Here is a 17,599-nt window from a genome sequence, read left to right on the forward strand (position 1 = left end):
TGCCCCGTCATGAATGTCTCGAACCTCGATCCGGCGACGCTTCTCACGGGCGCCGCCATCCTGGCTCTTCTCGTGCTGTCCGCCTTCTTCTCGGGATCCGAGACGGCCCTCACCGCCTCATCCCGCGCCAAGCTTCGGGCGCGGGCCGACAAAGGCTCTGGCGGTGCCGAGCGTGCCCTGCAGGTGACCGAGGACAACGAGCGCATGATCGGCGCGCTGCTCCTCGGCAACAACGTCGTGAACATCCTCTCGGCGTCCCTGGCGACCGCCCTTTTCACCAGCGTTTTCGGCGACAGCGGCGTGGCGGTCGCGACGCTGGTCATGACGCTTCTGGTGCTGATCTTCGGCGAGGTGCTGCCCAAGACGCTGGCGATCAGCCGGCCCGAGGCCTTCTCGTCGAAGGTCGCGCCGGTGATCCGGATCCTGATCATCCTCTTCTCGCCCATCGTGGCGGTGGTGCGCGTACTGGTGCGGGGACTCCTCCGGACGGTGGGCGTGCGGATCGACCCCAACGACCACATGCTCGCCATCCGCGACGAGATCGCGGGCGCCATCGCCCTGGGCCATTCGCAGGGCGCGGTGGAGAAGGAGGACCGCGACCGGCTTCTGGGCGCGCTGGACCTTTCGGAGCGGACGGTCGAGGAGATCATGCGTCACCGCAGCCAGATCGAGATGATCGACGCGGACAAGTCCTCCGAGGAGGTGATCTCGCAGGTCCTGGCCTCGCCGCACACCCGCATCCCGCTCTACCGCGGCGACCACGAGAACATCCTGGGCATCATCCACGCCAAGGACCTGCTGCGCGAGGTCTCGCGGCTGATGCGGACCGGCAGCACCGGGGCGCTGAACGAACTCGACATCCTTGCCGTGGCGATGAAGCCCTATTTCGTCCCCGAGACGACCCCGCTCGACGAGCAGATGCGCCAGTTCCTGAAGCGGCGGACGCATTTCGCGCTGGTGGTGGACGAATACGGCGCTCTCAAGGGACTGATCACGCTCGAGGATATCATCGAGGAGATCGTGGGCGAGATCAACGACGAGTTCGACATCGCACAGGAGATGACGCTGAAGCGCGCGGACACGGGCGACTATCTCGTGGACGGGGCCATGACGATCCGCGACCTGAACCGGATGATGGACTGGCAGTTGCCCGACGACGAGGCCAACACGGTCGCCGGCCTCGTCATCCACGAAGCGCAGATGATCCCGAACGAGGGGCAGGCCTTCAGCTTCCACGGATTCCGCTTCGAGGTGCTGACCAAGCGCGAAAACCGGCTCATGAAGCTGAAGGTCCGCCCGCTCGACGCTCAGCCGATCAGCGGGCGCGAACGGCCGTAGGTCTCGTCATAGTGCCGCCGCAGCCGCTGCAGCGCGATCCGGAGCACGATCTTGCCCGAGCGCGCCGACCAACCCATTCGGCGCTCGGCCGCCTCGAGCCCTTCGAGAAAGCAGCAGCAGCGCAGCACCATGTCGCCAAGGCCCGGCCCGAGGTCGCGCAGCGCGGAGGCCACGCGCTCGCGCGCCTGACGCGGACCCTCGGCCCCGCCTCCGTCCGGACGGAAATGGCCGCGATCCGCCCCGGTCAGGAACCGGTCCCAGTTCTGCGCCACCCGCGGACCCATCTGCGCGAGTTCGAAGTCCTCGCGCAGGCGCTCCGCCGCTTCGACAAGATCCGCCGCGAGGAACGGCTGGCCGTCCTTGTCCCTGCGCCGCCCGAGCACCGCCACCGGGCTTTCGGCCGCATTGTAGCGCACGCGGCGCGGTCCGTCCTCGTCGCGGATCTCGCGCTCGGTCCAGTCGCCGTGCTGGGCCGCGAACGGCTGTGCGGCCTCGGCAAGCCCCTGCCCGCGGTTTGCCTCATCGCTGTCCACGAGCCGCTTCAACGCGGCCCGGCCGGTGGCCGTGATCTCGTAGGTGGCGATCCGTCCGGGCTTGCGGCAGGCGATCCAGTCCTTCAGCGCGAAGGCCTGGGCCACGGCCCGGTCCACCACCGCCATCCGCGCGGTGCTGCCATCCGGTAGCGTGCGCAGGACCGCCGCCTTCTCCATGTCCGGAGCCACCGCCAGCAGGGTCTGCGGCTGGGCGAGGCGCCGCAGGATGCGCCTCGCTTCGCGCGCAATGGTCGTTTCGTCGAGGGATCCGGGCCGGAGGGAGGCTGAGCTTTCGGGGCGGATCGGTGCCGTCATGTCGTGTCTGTCCTTTCTGGCTGGGAAGGCTCCGCGCCCCTGTGACCTCCCGAGCGCCGCCAGCGCCTCGTCCACCAGCGGATCGTCGCGTCGGCTCTCGCAGCGGCGCACATGGCGCAGGACTGTCGAGGCGTGGCATCCCTCGCGCCGCGCGAGTTCGCGGAGCGAGAGCCCTTCCTCCGTATGGTCGAGATAAAGCCGGACGGCTTCCGGAAGCCATGCAGGCAGCGTCGAAGACAAGCGAAGATCGGTCTGCATCATTCCATCCCGTGGCACCCGAGAGAGGGCGATGTCCGGCCTTGGACGTTTGCAACCGTCAGGGGCATTGGTTACCTGTTTGTTAACAACTGCGGTGTTGTTGATAATTCTTTCTAATTCCTAAACATTCGAGAAACCTCCGAGCGGTGAATCGGTCGCGGGTGCAACGCAGAGTTGCACCAGATCAATCTGTCGACCCCCGACAGAGGAGATTCCCATGACCGAAATCCGCAGCCTTCTCGCCGAAATCCGCCGCCCCCGGCTCCTCATGCGCGCAGCCCGGCTGGGCCTGTCCGACTACCGGCGCGAGCGGGACCTGCGCCGGCTGGTGGAAGACCAGCGGCCGGAGCGCGCGGTAACGGCGCTGCTCCAGGAAGAGCGGCGGCTGGAGGCGCAACGGACATCGGGGGACACCACCTACTCCGTGACCCATCATGTAGAGGTGCTGATCGCGCTCATCGCGGAGGCGCGCCTCATCCAGTGCCTGCCGTGACACCTGGGCCGGGCGTGGCCGATCCGTGAGGCATCCTGCAAGCAGGGCCCGCGGCCTCGCAAGAGAGGCGGTTCTTCAGGGACATACGGCTGCGCAGGTCCGCAGGACCCGGCAATCCGGCCTCGCACCAAGCACCCGTGGTGCCGAAGCCGGCGGCCCGTAATGTGCTGCCGGTGAATGACGAAGGGCGCGGGCCATTCCGCCCGCGCCCTTCCCGTTCCGGATGCTGCCTTCAGATGAAGGCGTCGGGCATCGACTGCTTCTTTCGCGCCACGTAGTCGGACAGCGATTCGGCCACGGCCGGATCGAGCGACGGCTGCTGGTAGTCTCCCAGAAGCTTCTTCACCCGGCTGGCTGCAAGCACTTCCGTATCGCGTGCTCCCTCTTCCTCCCAGGTCTCGAAGGGCTTGTAGTCGAAGAGGTCAGACCGCCAGAAGGCAGACTTGAAATTGGCCTGCGTATGGGCGCAGCCGAGATAGTGACCGCCGGGACCCACTTCGCGGATCGCATCCATCCCCTGCCCGTTCTCGTCCACCGCGACGCCCTGCGCCAGATGGTGGAGCGTGCCGAGCTGGTCCGCATCCATCACGAACTTCTCGTAGGACGACACGAGGCCGCCTTCCAGCCAGCCGCAGGCGTGCAGCATGAAGTTCACGCCGGAAAGCAGTGCCATGTTCAGCGAATTCGCGGTCTCGTAGGCGGCCTGCGCATCGGGAAGCTTCGAGCCGCAGAACGCCCCGCCCGAGCGATAGGGCAGCCCCAGACGGCGGGCAAGCTGGCCCGCGCCGTAGGTGATGTGCGAGGCCTCGGGCGTGCCGAAGGTAGGCGCGCCGGAGTTCATGTCGATCGAGGTCACGAAGGCGCCGAAGATCACCGGCGCGCCGGGACGGATCAGCTGGCTGTAGGCCACGCCGGCCAGCACCTCGGCCAGCACCTGCGTCAGCGTGCCCGCCACCGTCACCGGCGCCATGGCTCCGCCCACGATGAAGGGCGAGACGATGGCCGCCTGATTGGCCGCGGCATAGACCTCGAGCGCGCCCATCATCGTCGCATCGAAGGTGAGCGGCGAGTTGATGTTCACGAGCGAGGTCATCACCGTGTTCTGGTCAACAAAGTCCGCACCGAAGAGCAGCTTCGCCATCTCGACCGAATCCTCGGCCCGCGACGGTTCGGTGACCGAGCCCATGAAGGGCTTGTCGCTGAGCGTCATGTGGGCGTGGAGCATGTCGAGGTGACGCTTGTTCACCGGAACGTCCGTCGGCTCGCAGACCGTGCCGCCGGAGTGGTGCAGCCACTTCGACATGTAGCCGAGCTTCACGAAGTTGCGGAAATCCTCCATCGTGGCATAGCGGCGCCCGCCCTCGTGGTCGCGCACGAAGGGAGGGCCGTAGACCGGCGCCAGCACGAGGCTCTTCCCGCCGATCTCGACGTTCCGCTCGGGGTTCCGGGCATGTTGCGTGAAGCTCGAGGGCGCCGTGGCGCAGAGCTTGCGGGCGAGCCCGCGCGGGATATGCACCCGCTCGCCGCGCACGTCGGCACCCGCGTCGCGCCAGCGCTGGAGCGCCGCCGGGTTCTCGAGGAAGTTGACGCCGATCTCCTCGAGGACGGTCTCGGCGTTCCACTCGATGATCTGGAGCGCTTCCTCGTTCAGGATCTCGAAGTTCGGGATGTTGCGCGTGATGAACTTCGCCGTGTCCATCCGGACAGCGGTGCGTTCCGCCCGCCGCGCCGAGCCGCCGCCGCCCCGCGCCCTGCGTCCCGTGACCTCGTTCATGTTGCACCCTCCGACAGCGCCGCTTTGCGTCCTTATGACGCTTTTCGCGGAAGATGCAGAAACCGATTCCGGCGCTTGCGTCCAGAAAACGACATGCGCCGGAGAAGGCTCAGCGCGCCTGCGCCCGCGCCCAGCCGACCGCCTGCCCCAGCGCCTGGGTCACCGCCGTCTCGAAGGCCACCACGATGTCGCCCGTCGTGTCCGATGCGGCCGGCGCCTCGGCCTCGACGCGGCGGGTCGAGGCCACGCTGCGGTCGGATTCGCGGATCAGCGTCAGCACCATGGCGACCCGGACCGTCGGCACCGCACCCGGAGGCGCCTCGGCCTGGAAGTCGCGCAACTCGGTCATCAGCGTGTAGTCCGGCACGAGCCCCGCGGCCTCGCGTGCGACCAGCCGGAAGCCGCCAGCGTTCTGCAGCGATCCCACGAGGAGGGTCTGCATGAGCGCCGGCGCCGGATCCGACCACCGCGCATCGGGCAGATACAGCGCCTGCACACGCGAGGGCTTGATGAGGATCCGGTCGGTGGCCAGCGCGCCACCGGCGGTGGCGGCCTCGACGACGATGTGGCCCGACCCGCCCCCGCCCGCGCCCGGAAGCGGCGAGAGGGTGTAGGTGTCGAGTTGCTCGGAGGCGCGCGACAGCGACGTCACGGCACCGCAGCCCGAGAGGGTCAGCACCACGGCGAGGAGCGAAAGTCGGGTCAGGGCGCGCATCGTCATCTCCTGTAGGACGGGGTCTGGTTGCCGAGGAAGAACCGCGCCGGGTCGCGCGAGATCTGCGCGACCAGCGAGTTGAAGTTGGTCACCGTCCGGCGGGTTTCGGCGGCGAGCGCCGTGTATTGCGGAAGACCGTTGTCGGCGAAGTCCCGGATGTCCGACACTGACCGCTCGATGCCCGAGACCGCGCTGCGGATCTGCGCGATCATGGGTGGCACGTCCTGATCGACGACGCGGTTCACCGTCTCGAATGTGTCGCGTGCCGCCGAGGCCGCGGCTCGCGCCTCATCGAGCGAGGATTCGAGCGTCGCCAGCGCCGTCTCGGCCCGGTCGGCCATCCGGTCGAGGCGGTTCGTGAAATCGTTGAGCCGCTGCGTTGCCTCTGACGCGTCGCGCGTGATCGCCGCGATGTTCTGCACGGACGCATCGGCATTGGTCAGGATGCTCTCGACGGCCATCCGGTTCTCCGGGCCCGTGAAGGTCTGGATGTCCTTCAGAAGCGAGATCGCCTCGGCCAGCAGCGTCGGCGCATCCGAAGTGAGCGCCTGCACCGCCGACCGCTCGGAGGGGATGACAGGCGGCCATTCGTCCGCCTGCGCCCGCAGGGGCTCGGGCGCCGATCCCCCCGAAAGCGAGACATAGGACACGCCCGTCACCCCCTGCGAGGCGACCTGCGCGCGGGTATCCGTCCGTACCGGCGTCGTCGCGGCGATCTGAACGCGGACCCGGACCAGCGACGGATCCTCCTCGTTGACCTGGATCGTAAGCACCTCGCCCACATCCACGCCGTTGTAGCGCACGGGGCTCGCCCGTCCGAGGCCCTCGACGCTGCCGAAGAGGATGTCGTATTCGGCATAGCTGCGGTCGAGCTGCACTTTCGCGAGCCACAGCAGGAACCCGAGCGTCGCCAGCACGCTGAGCAGCGTGAAGAGGCCGATCAGGATGAATCGCGCACGCGTTTCCATGGCTCAGCCCTCCGCCGCCAACAGCGCCGCATGGGCGCGTGGCCCGTGGAAATACTCCCGGACCCAGGGGTGATCCACCTCCATCAGCTCGCGGATGGTTCCTGTCACCAGCACCTTCCTTTCCGCCAGGACCGCGATGCGGTCGCAGGTTGCATGCAGCGTATCGAGATCGTGCGTCACGAGAAACACCGTAAGACCCAGGGATGTCTGAAGGTTGCGGATCAGCGCGTCGAAGTCCGACGCGCCGATCGGATCGAGGCCGGCGGTCGGCTCGTCAAGGAACACGATGTCGGGGTCGAGCGCCAGCGCGCGCGCGAGCCCTGCCCGCTTGCGCATCCCGCCCGACAGCTCCGAGGGATAGAGCGTGCGCGCCTTGGGCGGCAGGCCCACCATGGCGATCTTCAGATCGGCCAGCGCCTTGCGCGTTTCGGGGTCGAGGCCGATACGCTCGCGCATCGGGGCCTCGACATTCTCGCGCACGGTCAGCGAGGAGAAGAGCGCCCCGTCCTGGAACATGACGCCCCAGCGGTTCTCGACCTTCGCCATCTCGGCCTTGTCCGCCTTGCGCACGTCGGTGCCGAAAACCTTCACGCTGCCGGCGGCGGGCCGCTGCAGGCCCACGATGGAGCGCAGCAGCACGGACTTGCCCGTGCCCGACCCGCCCACGATGCCGAGAACCTCTCCGCGGTAGATGTCGAGGTCGAGGTTCTCGTGGATCACGTTCGGCCCGAACTGGTTCTTCAGCCCGCGAACCTCGATCAGCACTTCCTTGGCCATCAGAGCCCCCAGACTGCGAAGAAGATCGAGAAAAGCGCATCCACCACGATCACGAGGAAGATCGCCTGCACCACCGAACGCGACGTGTGCTGGCCGAGCGATTCGGCATTGCCCGAGACCTGCATGCCCTGATGGCAGCCGATCACCGCAATGATCACGGCGAAGAAGGGCGCCTTCACCAGACCGATGATGGCATGGCTCACGTCGGTATCCGCAAGCAGCTGGGTGCGGAACATGCCCGGCGTGATGCCGAGGTCGATCCAGGCCATCAGCCCACCGCCCACGAGTCCCGCCAGCGACGCGATGAAGCCGAGCGCCGGCAACAGGATCACGAGCGCCAGCAAGCGCGGCAGCACCAGCCGGTCGATGGGATCGAGACCGAGGACGCGCATCGCGTCGATCTCTTCGCGCATCTTCATCGAGCCGATGGCAGCGGTGAAGGCCGAGGCCGAGCGGCCCGCGACGATGATGGCGGTCAGCAGAATGCCCAGCTCGCGCAGGATCGAGATGGCGACGAGATCCACGACATAGACTTCAGCGCCGAACGATTTCAGCTGGGTCGAGCCCTGGAAGGCCAGCACGATGCCGATGAGGAACCCCATGAGGGACACGATGGGCACGGCGTTCCATCCCGCCTCCTGCATGTGGTGCACGAGTGGCGTCAGGCGCAGTCGCCTCGGGTGGATCAGCAGCCCGCCGAGATGCGCCACGACCTGCCCGAGGAACGCCACCGAGCCGAGGCTTCCGCTCAGCCCCTCCGTCACCTCCCGGCCGAGCTGCGCAAGCCCGTCTCCCGGCCGCCCCGGCACCGTTCGCCGCCTCGGCTCGGGTTCGGGCATGGCTTCGGCCACGGTCGCGAGCAGGTGACGGTGGGCTTCGGTCAGGTTCACGATCTCGAAGGGGCGGCCTTCGGCTTCGGCGCGCTTTTTCGCCTGCAGGATCGCCCAGGCGCCTGCGGTGTCGAGCGCCTCGACCTCCTTCATGTCGAGCCGACCCGAGCTTGCCACGGCCTCGAGTCTGCTCCTGGTCTCGGTCAACGTCTCGATGGTCATGCGTCCGAGGGCCGGCGCCGAGGATGGGGTCGATCTCGTTGCAACCAATTTACTGTCAGCCCCACTCCGACGATCACGACGCGCGCGCCTGCGCAGACGGCGCAAGGCGCGCCCAGGCATGACCCGCCCCGCATGCCACGGGGAACGTCACGGCGCCCGCTTCTGTTCCCTGCCAAGGCGCGCGCGTCGGACGAAACCGATCTGCCGCCCGCTCGCTGCCGATTCCAGACGCATCACGCCTCACCATCTCTGAAATCCCCCGACCTCTAGCATGCGGCAGCATTCCCGCAACCCTTTGCTCCGGGACCGGGATCGGGACGCAGCGTCCGGCGGCCGCCCCGATCTCTCTTCCGGAGCAGCCGTCCAGCGGTCCCGCGCGATCGAGGACAAGCGGTTCGGCGCCGGGGCGGGGTGTCATTCCTGCCGGAGGGCTCATGGATCTTCCAGGTCCCGCCCAGACCTTCCGGCCGGAGGCACCAATCCCGATGCTGCCGGAGGAGATCTCCGAAGCGCCGCCCGGACCTCACCCGCTTGAGTGAGAAGATCCGCGGCCCATCGCTACCGCAAGGGATCTCCGGGCCTCGCCCGGACCTCCCCCGCCTGCCTCAAGAGATCCCGCGCGTTGGCGGTGGCACCGGCCCTAGGCACATTCCTCGGCCGGAAGAGGTCGTTACACGGCTTCAGTTCGGCGGAATTTGCCGCCGTGACCTTGGCAGGCGCGTTGCGAGCACTCTCTTGCACCGCCATGACCAGACTTTCGACAAGATGCGCAGCCTTGCTGCTTCCCGCCCTCATCTTCCTGCTCGTCCAGGGGGTCGCCCTTCATCCCGCGCTGGCACAGTTCACGGCGCCGGCTGCCGAAGACACGGGATCCGAAGCCGCAGCCTCCACCTCTGCGGCCACGCTGCTCGACCTGCTCCGGGACGACGCGGCGCGGGCCGAACTCATCGCCGAGCTCGAGCGCGCCGCCGCAGCCGCGGATGCCCCCGAGCCGGCCGCCGCCTCGGACGAGATCCTGTCCTTCGGTCGGTCGGCCGCCCTCTTCACCCAGAACGCCGCCGAATCCGTGGCAACCAGCGTGAGCAGCCTCTGGACCGCGCTGAAGGCCTCGCCGGAGCTGTTCGACGGTCTCTCCCGCCTCGACCTCGGCGTGCTGGGCAGCGCCTTCGTCGAGCTGCTGCTTCTCATCCTGGCAACGGCCGTCATCTTCAACCTCCTGCGGCGGGCGGTGATCCCCACCTATCGCCGCATGGGCGCGAAGGCGCGGTCGGCCAGCGCGGGCGGGCGCATGCTGCTCTATCTCGGGGCGCTCGCCATGGATGTCCTGATCGTGGTCGGCGCCTGGGCGATCGGGTATGTCATAGCGATCACCGTCATCGGCAACGCGGGACAGATCGGCATCCGGCAGACGCTTTACCTGAACGCCTTCCTCGTGGTGGAACTCTCGCGCACGGCCATGCGCTTCGTCCTGTCGCCGTCGACGCGGGACCTGCGCATCGTGGCCCTCGGAGACCACGCCGCAGGATACCTCGCCGCCGCGATGAGCTTCAGCATCGCGCTTCTCGGCTACGGCCAGCTTCTTGTCGTTCCCATCGTGGAGGAAAGTGCCTCCGTGTCCGCCGCGCGCGCCGTCTCGGCGCTCATCACCATCGTCGGCGTGCTGTTCCTGGCCTTCCTCGCGATCCGGAACCGCAAGCCCGTGGCGGAGTGGCTGCTGCGCGAGACGCAGCCGGTCTATCCCAGGCAATCCCTGGGCGAGAGCGCACCGCCGCAGGCTTCGAGCACACAACAGATCGACCCGCACCTGGCCGCCGACATCGCGGCCGGAACGGCGGAGGCGCCGCCGCCTCCCGATCCCGAACCCGCGGTCGAGCCTCCTCGCGAGCGGCACAAACGCACCCGTCGCTCACCCGCCCTCGTTGCCCTCGCACAATCCTGGCACTGGTTCGCCCTCGCCTATCTCGCGATCCTCCTCATGCTCTCGCTCGTCGCCTCGGGCGAGGATGCGATGGGGCCGACCTTCGCCTCCCTCCGCATCCTGGCCGTGCTCGTCGTGGGCTTCTTCCTCTCCGGCGCGCTGGCGCGGACGATTTCGCACGGTGTGCGGCTGCCGAGTTCCGCGAACGAGCGGTTGCCCCTGCTCGAGCGCCGGCTGAACCGGTTCGTGCCGCAGGTGCTGCTGATCCTGCGGCTGCTGATCGTGGTCGTCGTCCTGTTCTTCACCCTGCACACGATCGGTGTCGTCGACGTGGGCGGCTGGCTCGAGAGCCCGCTCGGTCGGAACCTGATCGGCACGACGATTGCCGTCTCGGCCATTCTGGCCGTGGCCTTCGCGATCTGGATCGCCCTGTCCTCGTGGATCGACTACCGCCTGAACCCGGCCTTCGGCCATGTCGCCACCTCGCGCGAGCAGACGCTGCTCTCGCTGCTGCGCAACGCCGCCACCATCGCGCTGGTGGTCGTTACGCTGATGTTCTGCCTGTCCGAGATCGGCCTCAACATCGGGCCGCTCCTTGCCTCGGCCGGCGTACTGGGGCTCGCCATCGGCTTCGGTGCCCAGAAGCTCGTGCAGGACATCATCACCGGGGTCTTCATCCAGTTCGAGAATGCGATCAACGTCGGCGATGTGGTGACGGTGGCGGGAACGTCAGGCGTGGTCGAGCGGCTGACGGTGCGCTCCGTCAGCCTTCGCGACGTGAACGGCATCTTCCACATCATCCCGTTCTCGTCGGTGGACATGGTGTCCAACTTCATGCGCGATTTCTCGTTCTTCCTCTGCGACATGGGCGTGGCCTACAAGGAGAACGTGGACAAGGTGAAGGTCGCGATGTTCGACGCCTTCGCCGAACTGCGCCGCAACCCCGATCATGCCGCCAGTATCCTTGCCGAGCTGGAATGGCTTGGCCTCGACACGTTCGCGGACAGCGCGATCATCCTGCGCGCACGGATCAAGACCGTTCCGGGCAAACAGTGGGCCGTGGGTCGGGCCTACAACGAGATCATCAAGCGCATCTTCGATGAACGGAACATCGAGATCCCGTTCCCGCACCAGACGATCTATTTCGGCGACGCCGGCACGCTCTCGGCCTTCGCACCGAAGGCCGCGCCGGAGAGCGCGGGCTCCTGACAGGGAACGTCACGCTCGGGAGGTCAGGCTCGAGCGTGACGGTCATCCGCGATCCGGACGGGTTTACATCGCCGCCGGTGGCTGGTTCCGCAGCCGGTCCCCGGGGCAACGGACCTGAGTTGGATCCGGAAGCCGGAACGCATCCACCCGCCCGGCGGATCTGCATGCGCTTTCCGGCATCGCGGGGGGGGGTCGACGAAGGGATGGTGGGTGGTGAGGGACTCGAACCCCCGACATTCTCGGTGTAAACGAGACGCTCTACCAACTGAGCTAACCACCCGCGGCCTGCCCTCTACCTCAGCCGGAGGATGTTTCGCAAGCCGGAACATGTCCTGCCGGGTGCCCTTGGCGCCTGCGCCCGAGGAACATTCCGGTCAGGAAAGACAAAATCCGCGAACCCGAGGGTCGCGGACTTCGAAAGAAGCGTATGGTGGGCGATAACGGATTTGAACCGCTGACATCTTCGATGTGAACGAAGCGCTCTACCGCTGAGCTAATCGCCCGATGCCGCGGGTATTACAGTCACTTCTTCGGCTCTGCAAGGGCCTCCGGAGATTCTTTTTCGTCCTCTGCCGAGGCCTCATCCTGACCCGTTCCGCGCCGCAGGCGGAGCAACATCCTGGCCGGTCCTTCGGCCGGTCCGCGACGATGCACTGACAGATGGCCGAGCGGCGGAAGGATCAGGCTGTCGCCGCGCGCGAGGGCATCGCCGATGGTCCCGAGCGTCAGTTCGACGATCTGCCGCACGTCCTTCCGCTTCGCACCGGTCGCGGAGACGATCATGTCGACCATGTCCTTCCGACGAAGCACAGGGGCCGCCGGAGCCTCGGACGCATCCGCTGCCCCCGCCGGAGCGACCTTCGCCTTCTTCGCCGGACGCGCTCCGTCGTCGCTTCTGGGTGTCTTGCTCATCATCCGCTTTCCTGATCGGGGACTCGTCCGGGCGAAGCTACGCCATGGTTATGGGCTTGGGAACCGTGTCGACAGCGCCGCCCGAAAGGAAAAGGGCGCGGCCGAAGCCGCGCCCTCATGCCGTCGTGCAGGCAATCAGTGTGCCGTCGCGGACGGAGAGGCCTCCCGCTCGAGACGCCGCGCTGCGGCCGCGGCCTCCTCGGCCTCCTCGTCCCATTCCACGGGCTCGGGCATCCGCACCAGCGCCTCTCGCAGCACCTCGCGGACATGAGCCACGGGCACGATCCGAAGCCCTTCCTTCACGTTGTCCGGGATCTCTGCCAGATCCTTGGCGTTCTCCTCGGGGATGAGCACGGTCTTGATGCCGCCCCGGAGCGCAGCCAGCAGCTTCTCCTTCAGCCCGCCGATCGGCAGCACGTTGCCGCGCAGCGTCACCTCGCCGGTCATCGCGATATCCTTGCGGACCGGGATGCCGGTCAGCACCGAGACGATCGAGGTCACCATCGCGACACCGGCCGAGGGCCCGTCCTTGGGCGTGGCACCCTCGGGAACGTGGACGTGGATGTCGACCGCCTCGAACTTCGGCGGCTTCACGCCCAGTTCCGGCGAGATCGAGCGCACGAAGCTCGAGGCCGCGTCGATGGACTCCTTCATCACGTCGCCGAGCTTGCCGGTGGTCTTCATCCGACCCTTGCCCGGCAGGCGCAGCGCTTCGATCGACAGAAGCTCGCCGCCAACCGAGGTCCAGGCGAGGCCCGTCACCACGCCCACCTGATCCTCCTTCTCGGCGAGGCCATAGCGGTGGCGCTTGACCCCCAGATAGCCTTCGAGCTTCTCGGGCGTCACCTCGACAGCCTTGGTCGCGCCCTTCACGATCTCGGTCACGGCCTTCCGCGCGAGCTTCGCGATCTCGCGCTCGAGGTTCCGCACGCCCGCCTCGCGGGTGTAGGTGCGGATGATCTCGGTCAGCGCGGTGTCGGTGACCTTGAACTCGCCCTTCTTCAGACCGTGGTTCGCGATCTGCTTCGGGATCAGGTGCTGCTTGGCGATCTCGCGCTTCTCGTCCTCGGTGTAGCCCGCGAGCGGGATGATCTCCATCCGGTCCAGAAGCGGCGACGGCATGTTGTAGCTGTTCGCCGTGGTCAGGAACATCACGTTCGACAGGTCGTATTCCACCTCGAGATAGTGGTCCACGAAGGTCGAGTTCTGTTCCGGATCCAGCACCTCCAGCATGGCCGAGGCCGGATCGCCGCGGAAGTCCTGCCCCATCTTGTCGATCTCGTCGAGCAGGATGAGCGGGTTCGTGGTCTTGGCCTTCTTCAGCGCCTGGATGATCTTGCCGGGCATCGAGCCGATGTAGGTGCGCCGGTGGCCGCGGATCTCGGATTCGTCGCGCACGCCGCCGAGGCTGATGCGGATGAACTCGCGCCCCGTCGCCTTGGCTACCGACCGGCCGAGCGAGGTCTTGCCGACGCCCGGAGGGCCGACGAGGCAGAGGATCGGACCCTTGAGCTTCGCCGACCGCGCCTGCACGGCGAGGTATTCGACGATCCGTTCCTTGACCTTCTCGAGCCCGTGGTGATCGGCATCGAGCACCGCCTGCGCCTTTGTCAGGTCCTTTTTGGTGCGCGACTTCACGCCCCACGGCACGCCGAGGAGCCAGTCGAGATAGTTGCGCACCACCGTGGCCTCGGCCGACATCGGCGACATCGACTTCAGCTTCTTGACCTCGGCCTCGGCCTTCTCGCGCGCCTCCTTGGACAGTTCGGTCCGCGCGATGCGCTCTTCCAGCTCGGCGACCTCGTTCTGGCCGTCCTCGCCGTCGCCGAGTTCCTTCTGAATGGCCTTCATCTGCTCATTCAGGTAGTACTCGCGCTGCGTGCGCTCCATCTGGCTCTTCACGCGGGTCTTGATCTTCTTCTCGACCTGCAGGACCGACATCTCGCCCTGCATGTGGCCGTAGACGCGCTCCAGCCGTTCGGCGACGTCCAGCGTCTCGAGCAGCGCCTGCTTCTGCGCCACGTCGATCCCGAGATGCCCCGCCACGAGGTCAGCCAGCCGGGCCGCGTCGCGCGTCTCGGACACGGCGGCCAGCGCCTCCTCGGGGATGTTCTTCTTGATCTTGGCGTAGCGCTCGAATTCTTCCGCCACGGCGCGCAGCAGAGCGTCCACCGTCGCCTGATCGCCCGGCTCCTCGCTCAGGCGCTCGGCCCGGGCCTCGAAGAAGGACTCGTTGGTCAGGAACTCGGTGATGCGCACGCGGCTCTTGCCCTCGACCAGAACCTTGACGGTTCCGTCGGGAAGCTTCAGCAGTTGCAACACGTTGGCGAGCACGCCTGCGCGGTAGATGCCTTCCGTGGACGGATCATCGACCGACGGATCGATCTGCGAGGACAGCAGGATCTGGCGGTCGTCGGCCATCACCTCCTCGAGCGCACGGACCGACTTCTCGCGTCCGACGAACAGCGGCACGATCATGTGGGGGAAAACCACGATGTCGCGCAGCGGCAGCACGGGATAGCTGTTGGGAAGCTGTTCAGTCATGTCTTTTCCTTCGATGCAGGAAGGCTCCGGCCCCGGCCAATCGGCAGCACTCGGCCTTCCCCGGACAGTCACTACGATATCTGGTGGCGAGGCGTCCTGCTGTCAACCTGACCCCCGATACGACTTGCCGCAAAGTCTGGCCCGGCTTTCGGCCGGCAACAAGTCATCTTTCGGTGCTAGTTTGTGCAAAGTCCGTGCCTCATGCGGCCGCATCGCGCGACACCTGCGCCCGAAGCACCTCTTCCCCGCCGCGTGACAGGGGCAAGGAAGAGGGGGATCCTGACCCCGGACGCGCTCCATTCGCGCGTCCGGTGAGGCCCCGAGAGGCGATCTTCCGGAGCGGCGTCAGGCCGCCGGAACAAGTGCCGGATAGTCCGTGTAGCCCTGCGCGCCGCCTCCATAGAGGCCCTCTGTCGGCAGCGGCGCGAGCGGCGCCCCGGCGGCGAGCCGCTCGGCAAGGTCGGGGTTCGAGATGTAGAGCTTGCCGAAGGCGACCATGTCGGCCTTCCCGCTTGCGACCGCGGCCACCGCAAGGTCCCGGCCGTAGCCGTTGTTGGCGATGTAGGTGCCGTGGAACCGGCCGCGCAGCGTCTCGAGCGCCCCTTCGGGCCAGTCGCGCGGCCCGCCGGTCTGGCCCTCGACCATGTGCAGGAAGGCGAGCCCGTGCCGGTTCAGCACGTCGATGGCCTTCGAGAACAGGCCCAGCGTGTCGCTGTCCAGCCCCACGTCATTGGCGTTCGAGAACGGCGAGAGGCGGATGCCGGTGCGCCCTGCCCCCATTTCCGAGACGACCGCGCCCACCACCTCGTCGAGGAACCGCACGCGGTTCTCCTGGCTGCCGCCATAGGCGTCGGTGCGCGTGTTCGACGTGTCGCGCAGGAACTGGTCGATCAGGTAGCCGTTCGCGCCGTGGATCTCGACCGCGTCGAAACCTGCGGCCTTCGCATTCCGCGCCGCGTGGCGATAGTCCTCGACCACGCGCGCAATCTCCGCCTCGTCCAGGGCGCGCGGAGCGGAGGTCTCGACGAACTGGCTGCCATCGAAGGTGCGCGAGGCAGCCGTCAGGGCCGAGGGCGCAACGGGTTGCCGGCCGTCGAGGAGGCTCGTGTGGCTGATGCGGCCGACGTGCCAGAGCTGGATCGCGATCCTGCCGCCCCGCGCATGGACCGCCTCGGTCACCTTGCGCCAGGCCGCGACCTGCGCCTCGGAGTAGATGCCGGGCGTCCAGGCGTAGCCCTTGCCCTCGGGCGAGATCTGCGATCCTTCGGTGACGATCAGCCCCGCCCCCGCGCGCTGGCTGTAATATTCCACCGTCAGGTCCGTCGGCACGTCGCCCTCGGGATCGGCCCGGTTGCGGGTGAGCGGCGCCATGACGACCCGGTTCTTCAGCGTGAGGTCGCCGAAGGCGATAGGGGTGAAGAGTTTCTCTGTCATCCATCAGGTCCTTGATCCGTGTCGCTCCGACATAAGGGCTGCCGCTGCCGCGCCAACGGCTGCCGCCATGCGGCCCCGTCAAAGCCGTCATGACGCTTGCGGGGTGGAACCGGATCGGATCTCGGGAAGCGGGAAGTCAGAGGGTCTCGATATCGCCCTCGGCGCGCTGTGCGTGGAAGCCCGCGACGAAGGCCGAAAGCCCGCCCTCCGCGATGGCATCCCGCAGGCCCTGCATCAGCTCCTGATAGTAGTGCAGGTTGTGCCAGGTCAGCAGCATCGAGGCGATGATCTCCTGCGCCCGGAAGACGTGATGCAGATAGGCGCGCGAGTAGCTGCGGCAGGCCGGGCAAGGGCAGTGCTCATCCAGCGGGCGCGGATCGTCCATGTGGCGCGCGTTCTTGATGTTGACCACGCCCCGCCGCGTGAAGGCCTGCCCGGTGCGGCCCGACCGCGAGGGCAGAACGCAATCCATCATGTCCACCCCGCGCTCGACGGCGCCCACGATATCGTCGGGCTTGCCGACTCCCATCAGGTAGCGCGGCCTGTCCTCGGGCAGGAACGTGGGCGCATAGTCGAGCACGCCGAACATCGCCTCCTGCCCCTCGCCCACGGCGAGACCGCCGATGGCATAGCCCTCGAAGCCGATCTCGCGCAGCGCCGCGGCGCTCTCCTCGCGCAGCTCGCGCGTGACGCCACCCTGCATGATCCCGAAAAGCGCATGGCCGGGCCGGTCGCCGAAGGCCTCGCGCGACCGGAGCGCCCACCGCATCGAGAGGCGCATGGATGCAGCCACCGCCTCCTCGGTCGCGGGCAGAGCCGGGCATTCGTCGAAGGCCATCACGATATCCGAACCCAGAAGCCGCTGGATCTCCATGCTGCGCTCGGGGCTCAGGTGGTGCTTCGAGCCGTCGATGTGCGAGCGGAAGGTCACGCCCTCCTCGGTCAGCTTCCTGAGATCCGCGAGGCTCATCACCTGAAAGCCGCCGGAATCGGTCAGGATCGGCCGGTCCCAGTTCATGAAGCAGTGCAGCCCGCCCATCCGCGCCACGCGCTCGGCGGTCGGGCGCAGCATGAGATGGTAGGTGTTGCCGAGCAGGATGTCCGCCCCCGTCGCGTGCACGCTCTCGGGCAGCATGGCCTTCACGGTTCCGGCCGTGCCGACCGGCATGAAGGCGGGCGTGCGGATCTCGCCGCGCGGCGTCGAGATCACCCCCGTCCGCGCGCGCCCGTCGGTCGCCTTGAGCTCGAAACTGAATTGCCGGGTCATCGCCGCCTCCGCCTGTCGCGCGCCCTTCTGCGCGAAACCGGCCGGAATGCCAAGGGCGCGGCCTTCTTCAGGCGGGCGCCCTTCTGCACGCA

General features: G+C 67.5%; 13 protein-coding genes and 2 tRNA genes. 3 read left to right on the plus strand and 12 right to left on the minus strand.

Going from position 1 to position 17,599, the window contains the following annotated elements; translation table 11 throughout:
- Window positions 1-9 precede the first annotated feature (9 nt).
- Window positions 10-1,338: an HlyC/CorC family transporter gene (locus ACTVZP_RS04190; protein ID WP_443210830.1), complete on the plus strand. Its 1,329-nt coding sequence runs from the start codon at window positions 10-12 to the stop codon at window positions 1,336-1,338.
- Here ACTVZP_RS04190 and ACTVZP_RS04195 read toward each other — a convergent pair.
- On the minus strand, window positions 1,308-2,444 hold the full coding sequence (locus ACTVZP_RS04195; RefSeq protein WP_443210831.1) for a DUF6456 domain-containing protein: 1,137 nt from the start codon (window positions 2,442-2,444) through the stop codon (window positions 1,308-1,310). The genes ACTVZP_RS04190 and ACTVZP_RS04195 overlap by 31 nt on opposite strands.
- Window positions 2,445-2,661: 217 nt before the next feature.
- Here ACTVZP_RS04195 and ACTVZP_RS04200 point away from each other — a divergent pair, with 217 nt between their 5' ends.
- On the plus strand, window positions 2,662-2,937 hold the full coding sequence (locus ACTVZP_RS04200; RefSeq protein ID WP_443210832.1) for a DUF6477 family protein: 276 nt from the start codon (window positions 2,662-2,664) through the stop codon (window positions 2,935-2,937).
- A 232-nt stretch (window positions 2,938-3,169) separates the two neighbouring features.
- Here ACTVZP_RS04200 and ACTVZP_RS04205 read toward each other — a convergent pair whose 3' ends face one another.
- From ACTVZP_RS04205 to ACTVZP_RS04225, 5 genes are all read right to left on the minus strand, one after another.
- Window positions 3,170-4,711 carry a trimethylamine methyltransferase family protein gene (locus tag ACTVZP_RS04205; protein ID WP_443210833.1) on the minus strand — a complete coding sequence of 514 codons (1,542 nt, stop codon included), beginning with the start codon at window positions 4,709-4,711 and terminating at the stop codon, window positions 3,170-3,172.
- Window positions 4,712-4,820: 109 nt separating this feature from the next.
- Entirely contained in the window at window positions 4,821-5,426 is a 606-nt protein-coding gene (locus ACTVZP_RS04210; RefSeq protein WP_443210834.1) for an ABC-type transport auxiliary lipoprotein family protein, read from the minus strand.
- A 2-nt stretch (window positions 5,427-5,428) separates the two neighbouring features.
- Complete coding sequence (locus tag ACTVZP_RS04215) at window positions 5,429-6,394, minus strand: MlaD family protein (RefSeq protein ID WP_443210835.1); 966 nt, start codon at window positions 6,392-6,394, stop codon at window positions 5,429-5,431.
- Between the two features lie 3 nt (window positions 6,395-6,397).
- Entirely contained in the window at window positions 6,398-7,171 is a 774-nt protein-coding gene (locus ACTVZP_RS04220; RefSeq protein WP_443210836.1) for an ABC transporter ATP-binding protein, read from the minus strand.
- Window positions 7,171-8,271, minus strand: coding sequence for an ABC transporter permease (locus tag ACTVZP_RS04225; protein WP_443210837.1), 1,101 nt, complete (start codon window positions 8,269-8,271; stop codon window positions 7,171-7,173). Before ACTVZP_RS04225 ends, ACTVZP_RS04220 begins: the two co-directional genes overlap by 1 nt.
- Window positions 8,272-8,968: 697 nt before the next feature.
- On the opposite strand from ACTVZP_RS04225, the gene ACTVZP_RS04230 reads away from it, so the two are divergent.
- Window positions 8,969-11,350 carry a mechanosensitive ion channel domain-containing protein gene (locus ACTVZP_RS04230; protein ID WP_443210838.1) on the plus strand — a complete coding sequence of 794 codons (2,382 nt, stop codon included), beginning with the start codon at window positions 8,969-8,971 and terminating at the stop codon, window positions 11,348-11,350.
- Window positions 11,351-11,554: 204 nt separating this feature from the next.
- Here the strand turns inward: ACTVZP_RS04230 and ACTVZP_RS04235 are convergent.
- From ACTVZP_RS04235 to tgt, 6 genes are all read right to left on the minus strand, one after another.
- Window positions 11,555-11,630 (minus strand) — tRNA-Val (locus ACTVZP_RS04235).
- A 148-nt stretch (window positions 11,631-11,778) separates the two neighbouring features.
- Window positions 11,779-11,853 (minus strand) — tRNA-Val (locus tag ACTVZP_RS04240).
- 19 nt (window positions 11,854-11,872) lie between these two features.
- Complete coding sequence (locus ACTVZP_RS04245; RefSeq protein ID WP_443210839.1) at window positions 11,873-12,262, minus strand: HU family DNA-binding protein; 390 nt, start codon at window positions 12,260-12,262, stop codon at window positions 11,873-11,875.
- Between the two features lie 135 nt (window positions 12,263-12,397).
- A complete protein-coding gene (lon, locus tag ACTVZP_RS04250) occupies window positions 12,398-14,806 on the minus strand; it encodes an endopeptidase La (RefSeq protein WP_443210840.1) in 2,409 nt (802 codons plus the stop codon).
- A gap of 345 nt (window positions 14,807-15,151) precedes the next feature.
- The gene (locus tag ACTVZP_RS04255) at window positions 15,152-16,240 is read right to left on the minus strand and encodes an alkene reductase (RefSeq protein WP_443210841.1); all 1,089 of its coding nucleotides are present in this window, start codon (window positions 16,238-16,240) and stop codon (window positions 15,152-15,154) included.
- A 136-nt stretch (window positions 16,241-16,376) separates the two neighbouring features.
- Window positions 16,377-17,507 carry a tRNA guanosine(34) transglycosylase Tgt gene (gene tgt, locus ACTVZP_RS04260; RefSeq protein WP_443210842.1) on the minus strand — a complete coding sequence of 377 codons (1,131 nt, stop codon included), beginning with the start codon at window positions 17,505-17,507 and terminating at the stop codon, window positions 16,377-16,379.
- Between the last annotated feature and the right edge of the window lie 92 nt (window positions 17,508-17,599).

Origin of the sequence: Rhodobacter sp. NSM (assembly GCF_052244495.1) — a bacterium.
Taxonomy (GTDB): Bacteria; Pseudomonadota; Alphaproteobacteria; order Rhodobacterales; family Rhodobacteraceae; genus Cereibacter_A.

Excerpts from the sequence above, each read along its gene's own strand:
- ACTVZP_RS04190 (WP_443210830.1), top strand. The coding sequence starts at position 10 with ATGAATGTCTCGAACCTCGATCCGGCGACGCTTCTCACGGGCGCCGCC.
- ACTVZP_RS04195 (WP_443210831.1), bottom strand. The coding sequence starts at position 2,444 with ATGCAGACCGATCTTCGCTTGTCTTCGACGCTGCCTGCATGGCTTCCG.
- ACTVZP_RS04200 (WP_443210832.1), top strand. The coding sequence starts at position 2,662 with ATGACCGAAATCCGCAGCCTTCTCGCCGAAATCCGCCGCCCCCGGCTC.
- ACTVZP_RS04205 (WP_443210833.1), bottom strand. The coding sequence starts at position 4,711 with ATGAACGAGGTCACGGGACGCAGGGCGCGGGGCGGCGGCGGCTCGGCG.
- ACTVZP_RS04210 (WP_443210834.1), bottom strand. The coding sequence starts at position 5,426 with ATGCGCGCCCTGACCCGACTTTCGCTCCTCGCCGTGGTGCTGACCCTC.
- ACTVZP_RS04215 (WP_443210835.1), bottom strand. The coding sequence starts at position 6,394 with ATGGAAACGCGTGCGCGATTCATCCTGATCGGCCTCTTCACGCTGCTC.
- ACTVZP_RS04220 (WP_443210836.1), bottom strand. The coding sequence starts at position 7,171 with ATGGCCAAGGAAGTGCTGATCGAGGTTCGCGGGCTGAAGAACCAGTTC.
- ACTVZP_RS04230 (WP_443210838.1), top strand. The coding sequence starts at position 8,969 with ATGACCAGACTTTCGACAAGATGCGCAGCCTTGCTGCTTCCCGCCCTC.
- ACTVZP_RS04245 (WP_443210839.1), bottom strand. The coding sequence starts at position 12,262 with ATGAGCAAGACACCCAGAAGCGACGACGGAGCGCGTCCGGCGAAGAAG.
- lon (WP_443210840.1), bottom strand. The coding sequence starts at position 14,806 with ATGACTGAACAGCTTCCCAACAGCTATCCCGTGCTGCCGCTGCGCGAC.
- ACTVZP_RS04255 (WP_443210841.1), bottom strand. The coding sequence starts at position 16,240 with ATGACAGAGAAACTCTTCACCCCTATCGCCTTCGGCGACCTCACGCTG.
- tgt (WP_443210842.1), bottom strand. The coding sequence starts at position 17,507 with ATGACCCGGCAATTCAGTTTCGAGCTCAAGGCGACCGACGGGCGCGCG.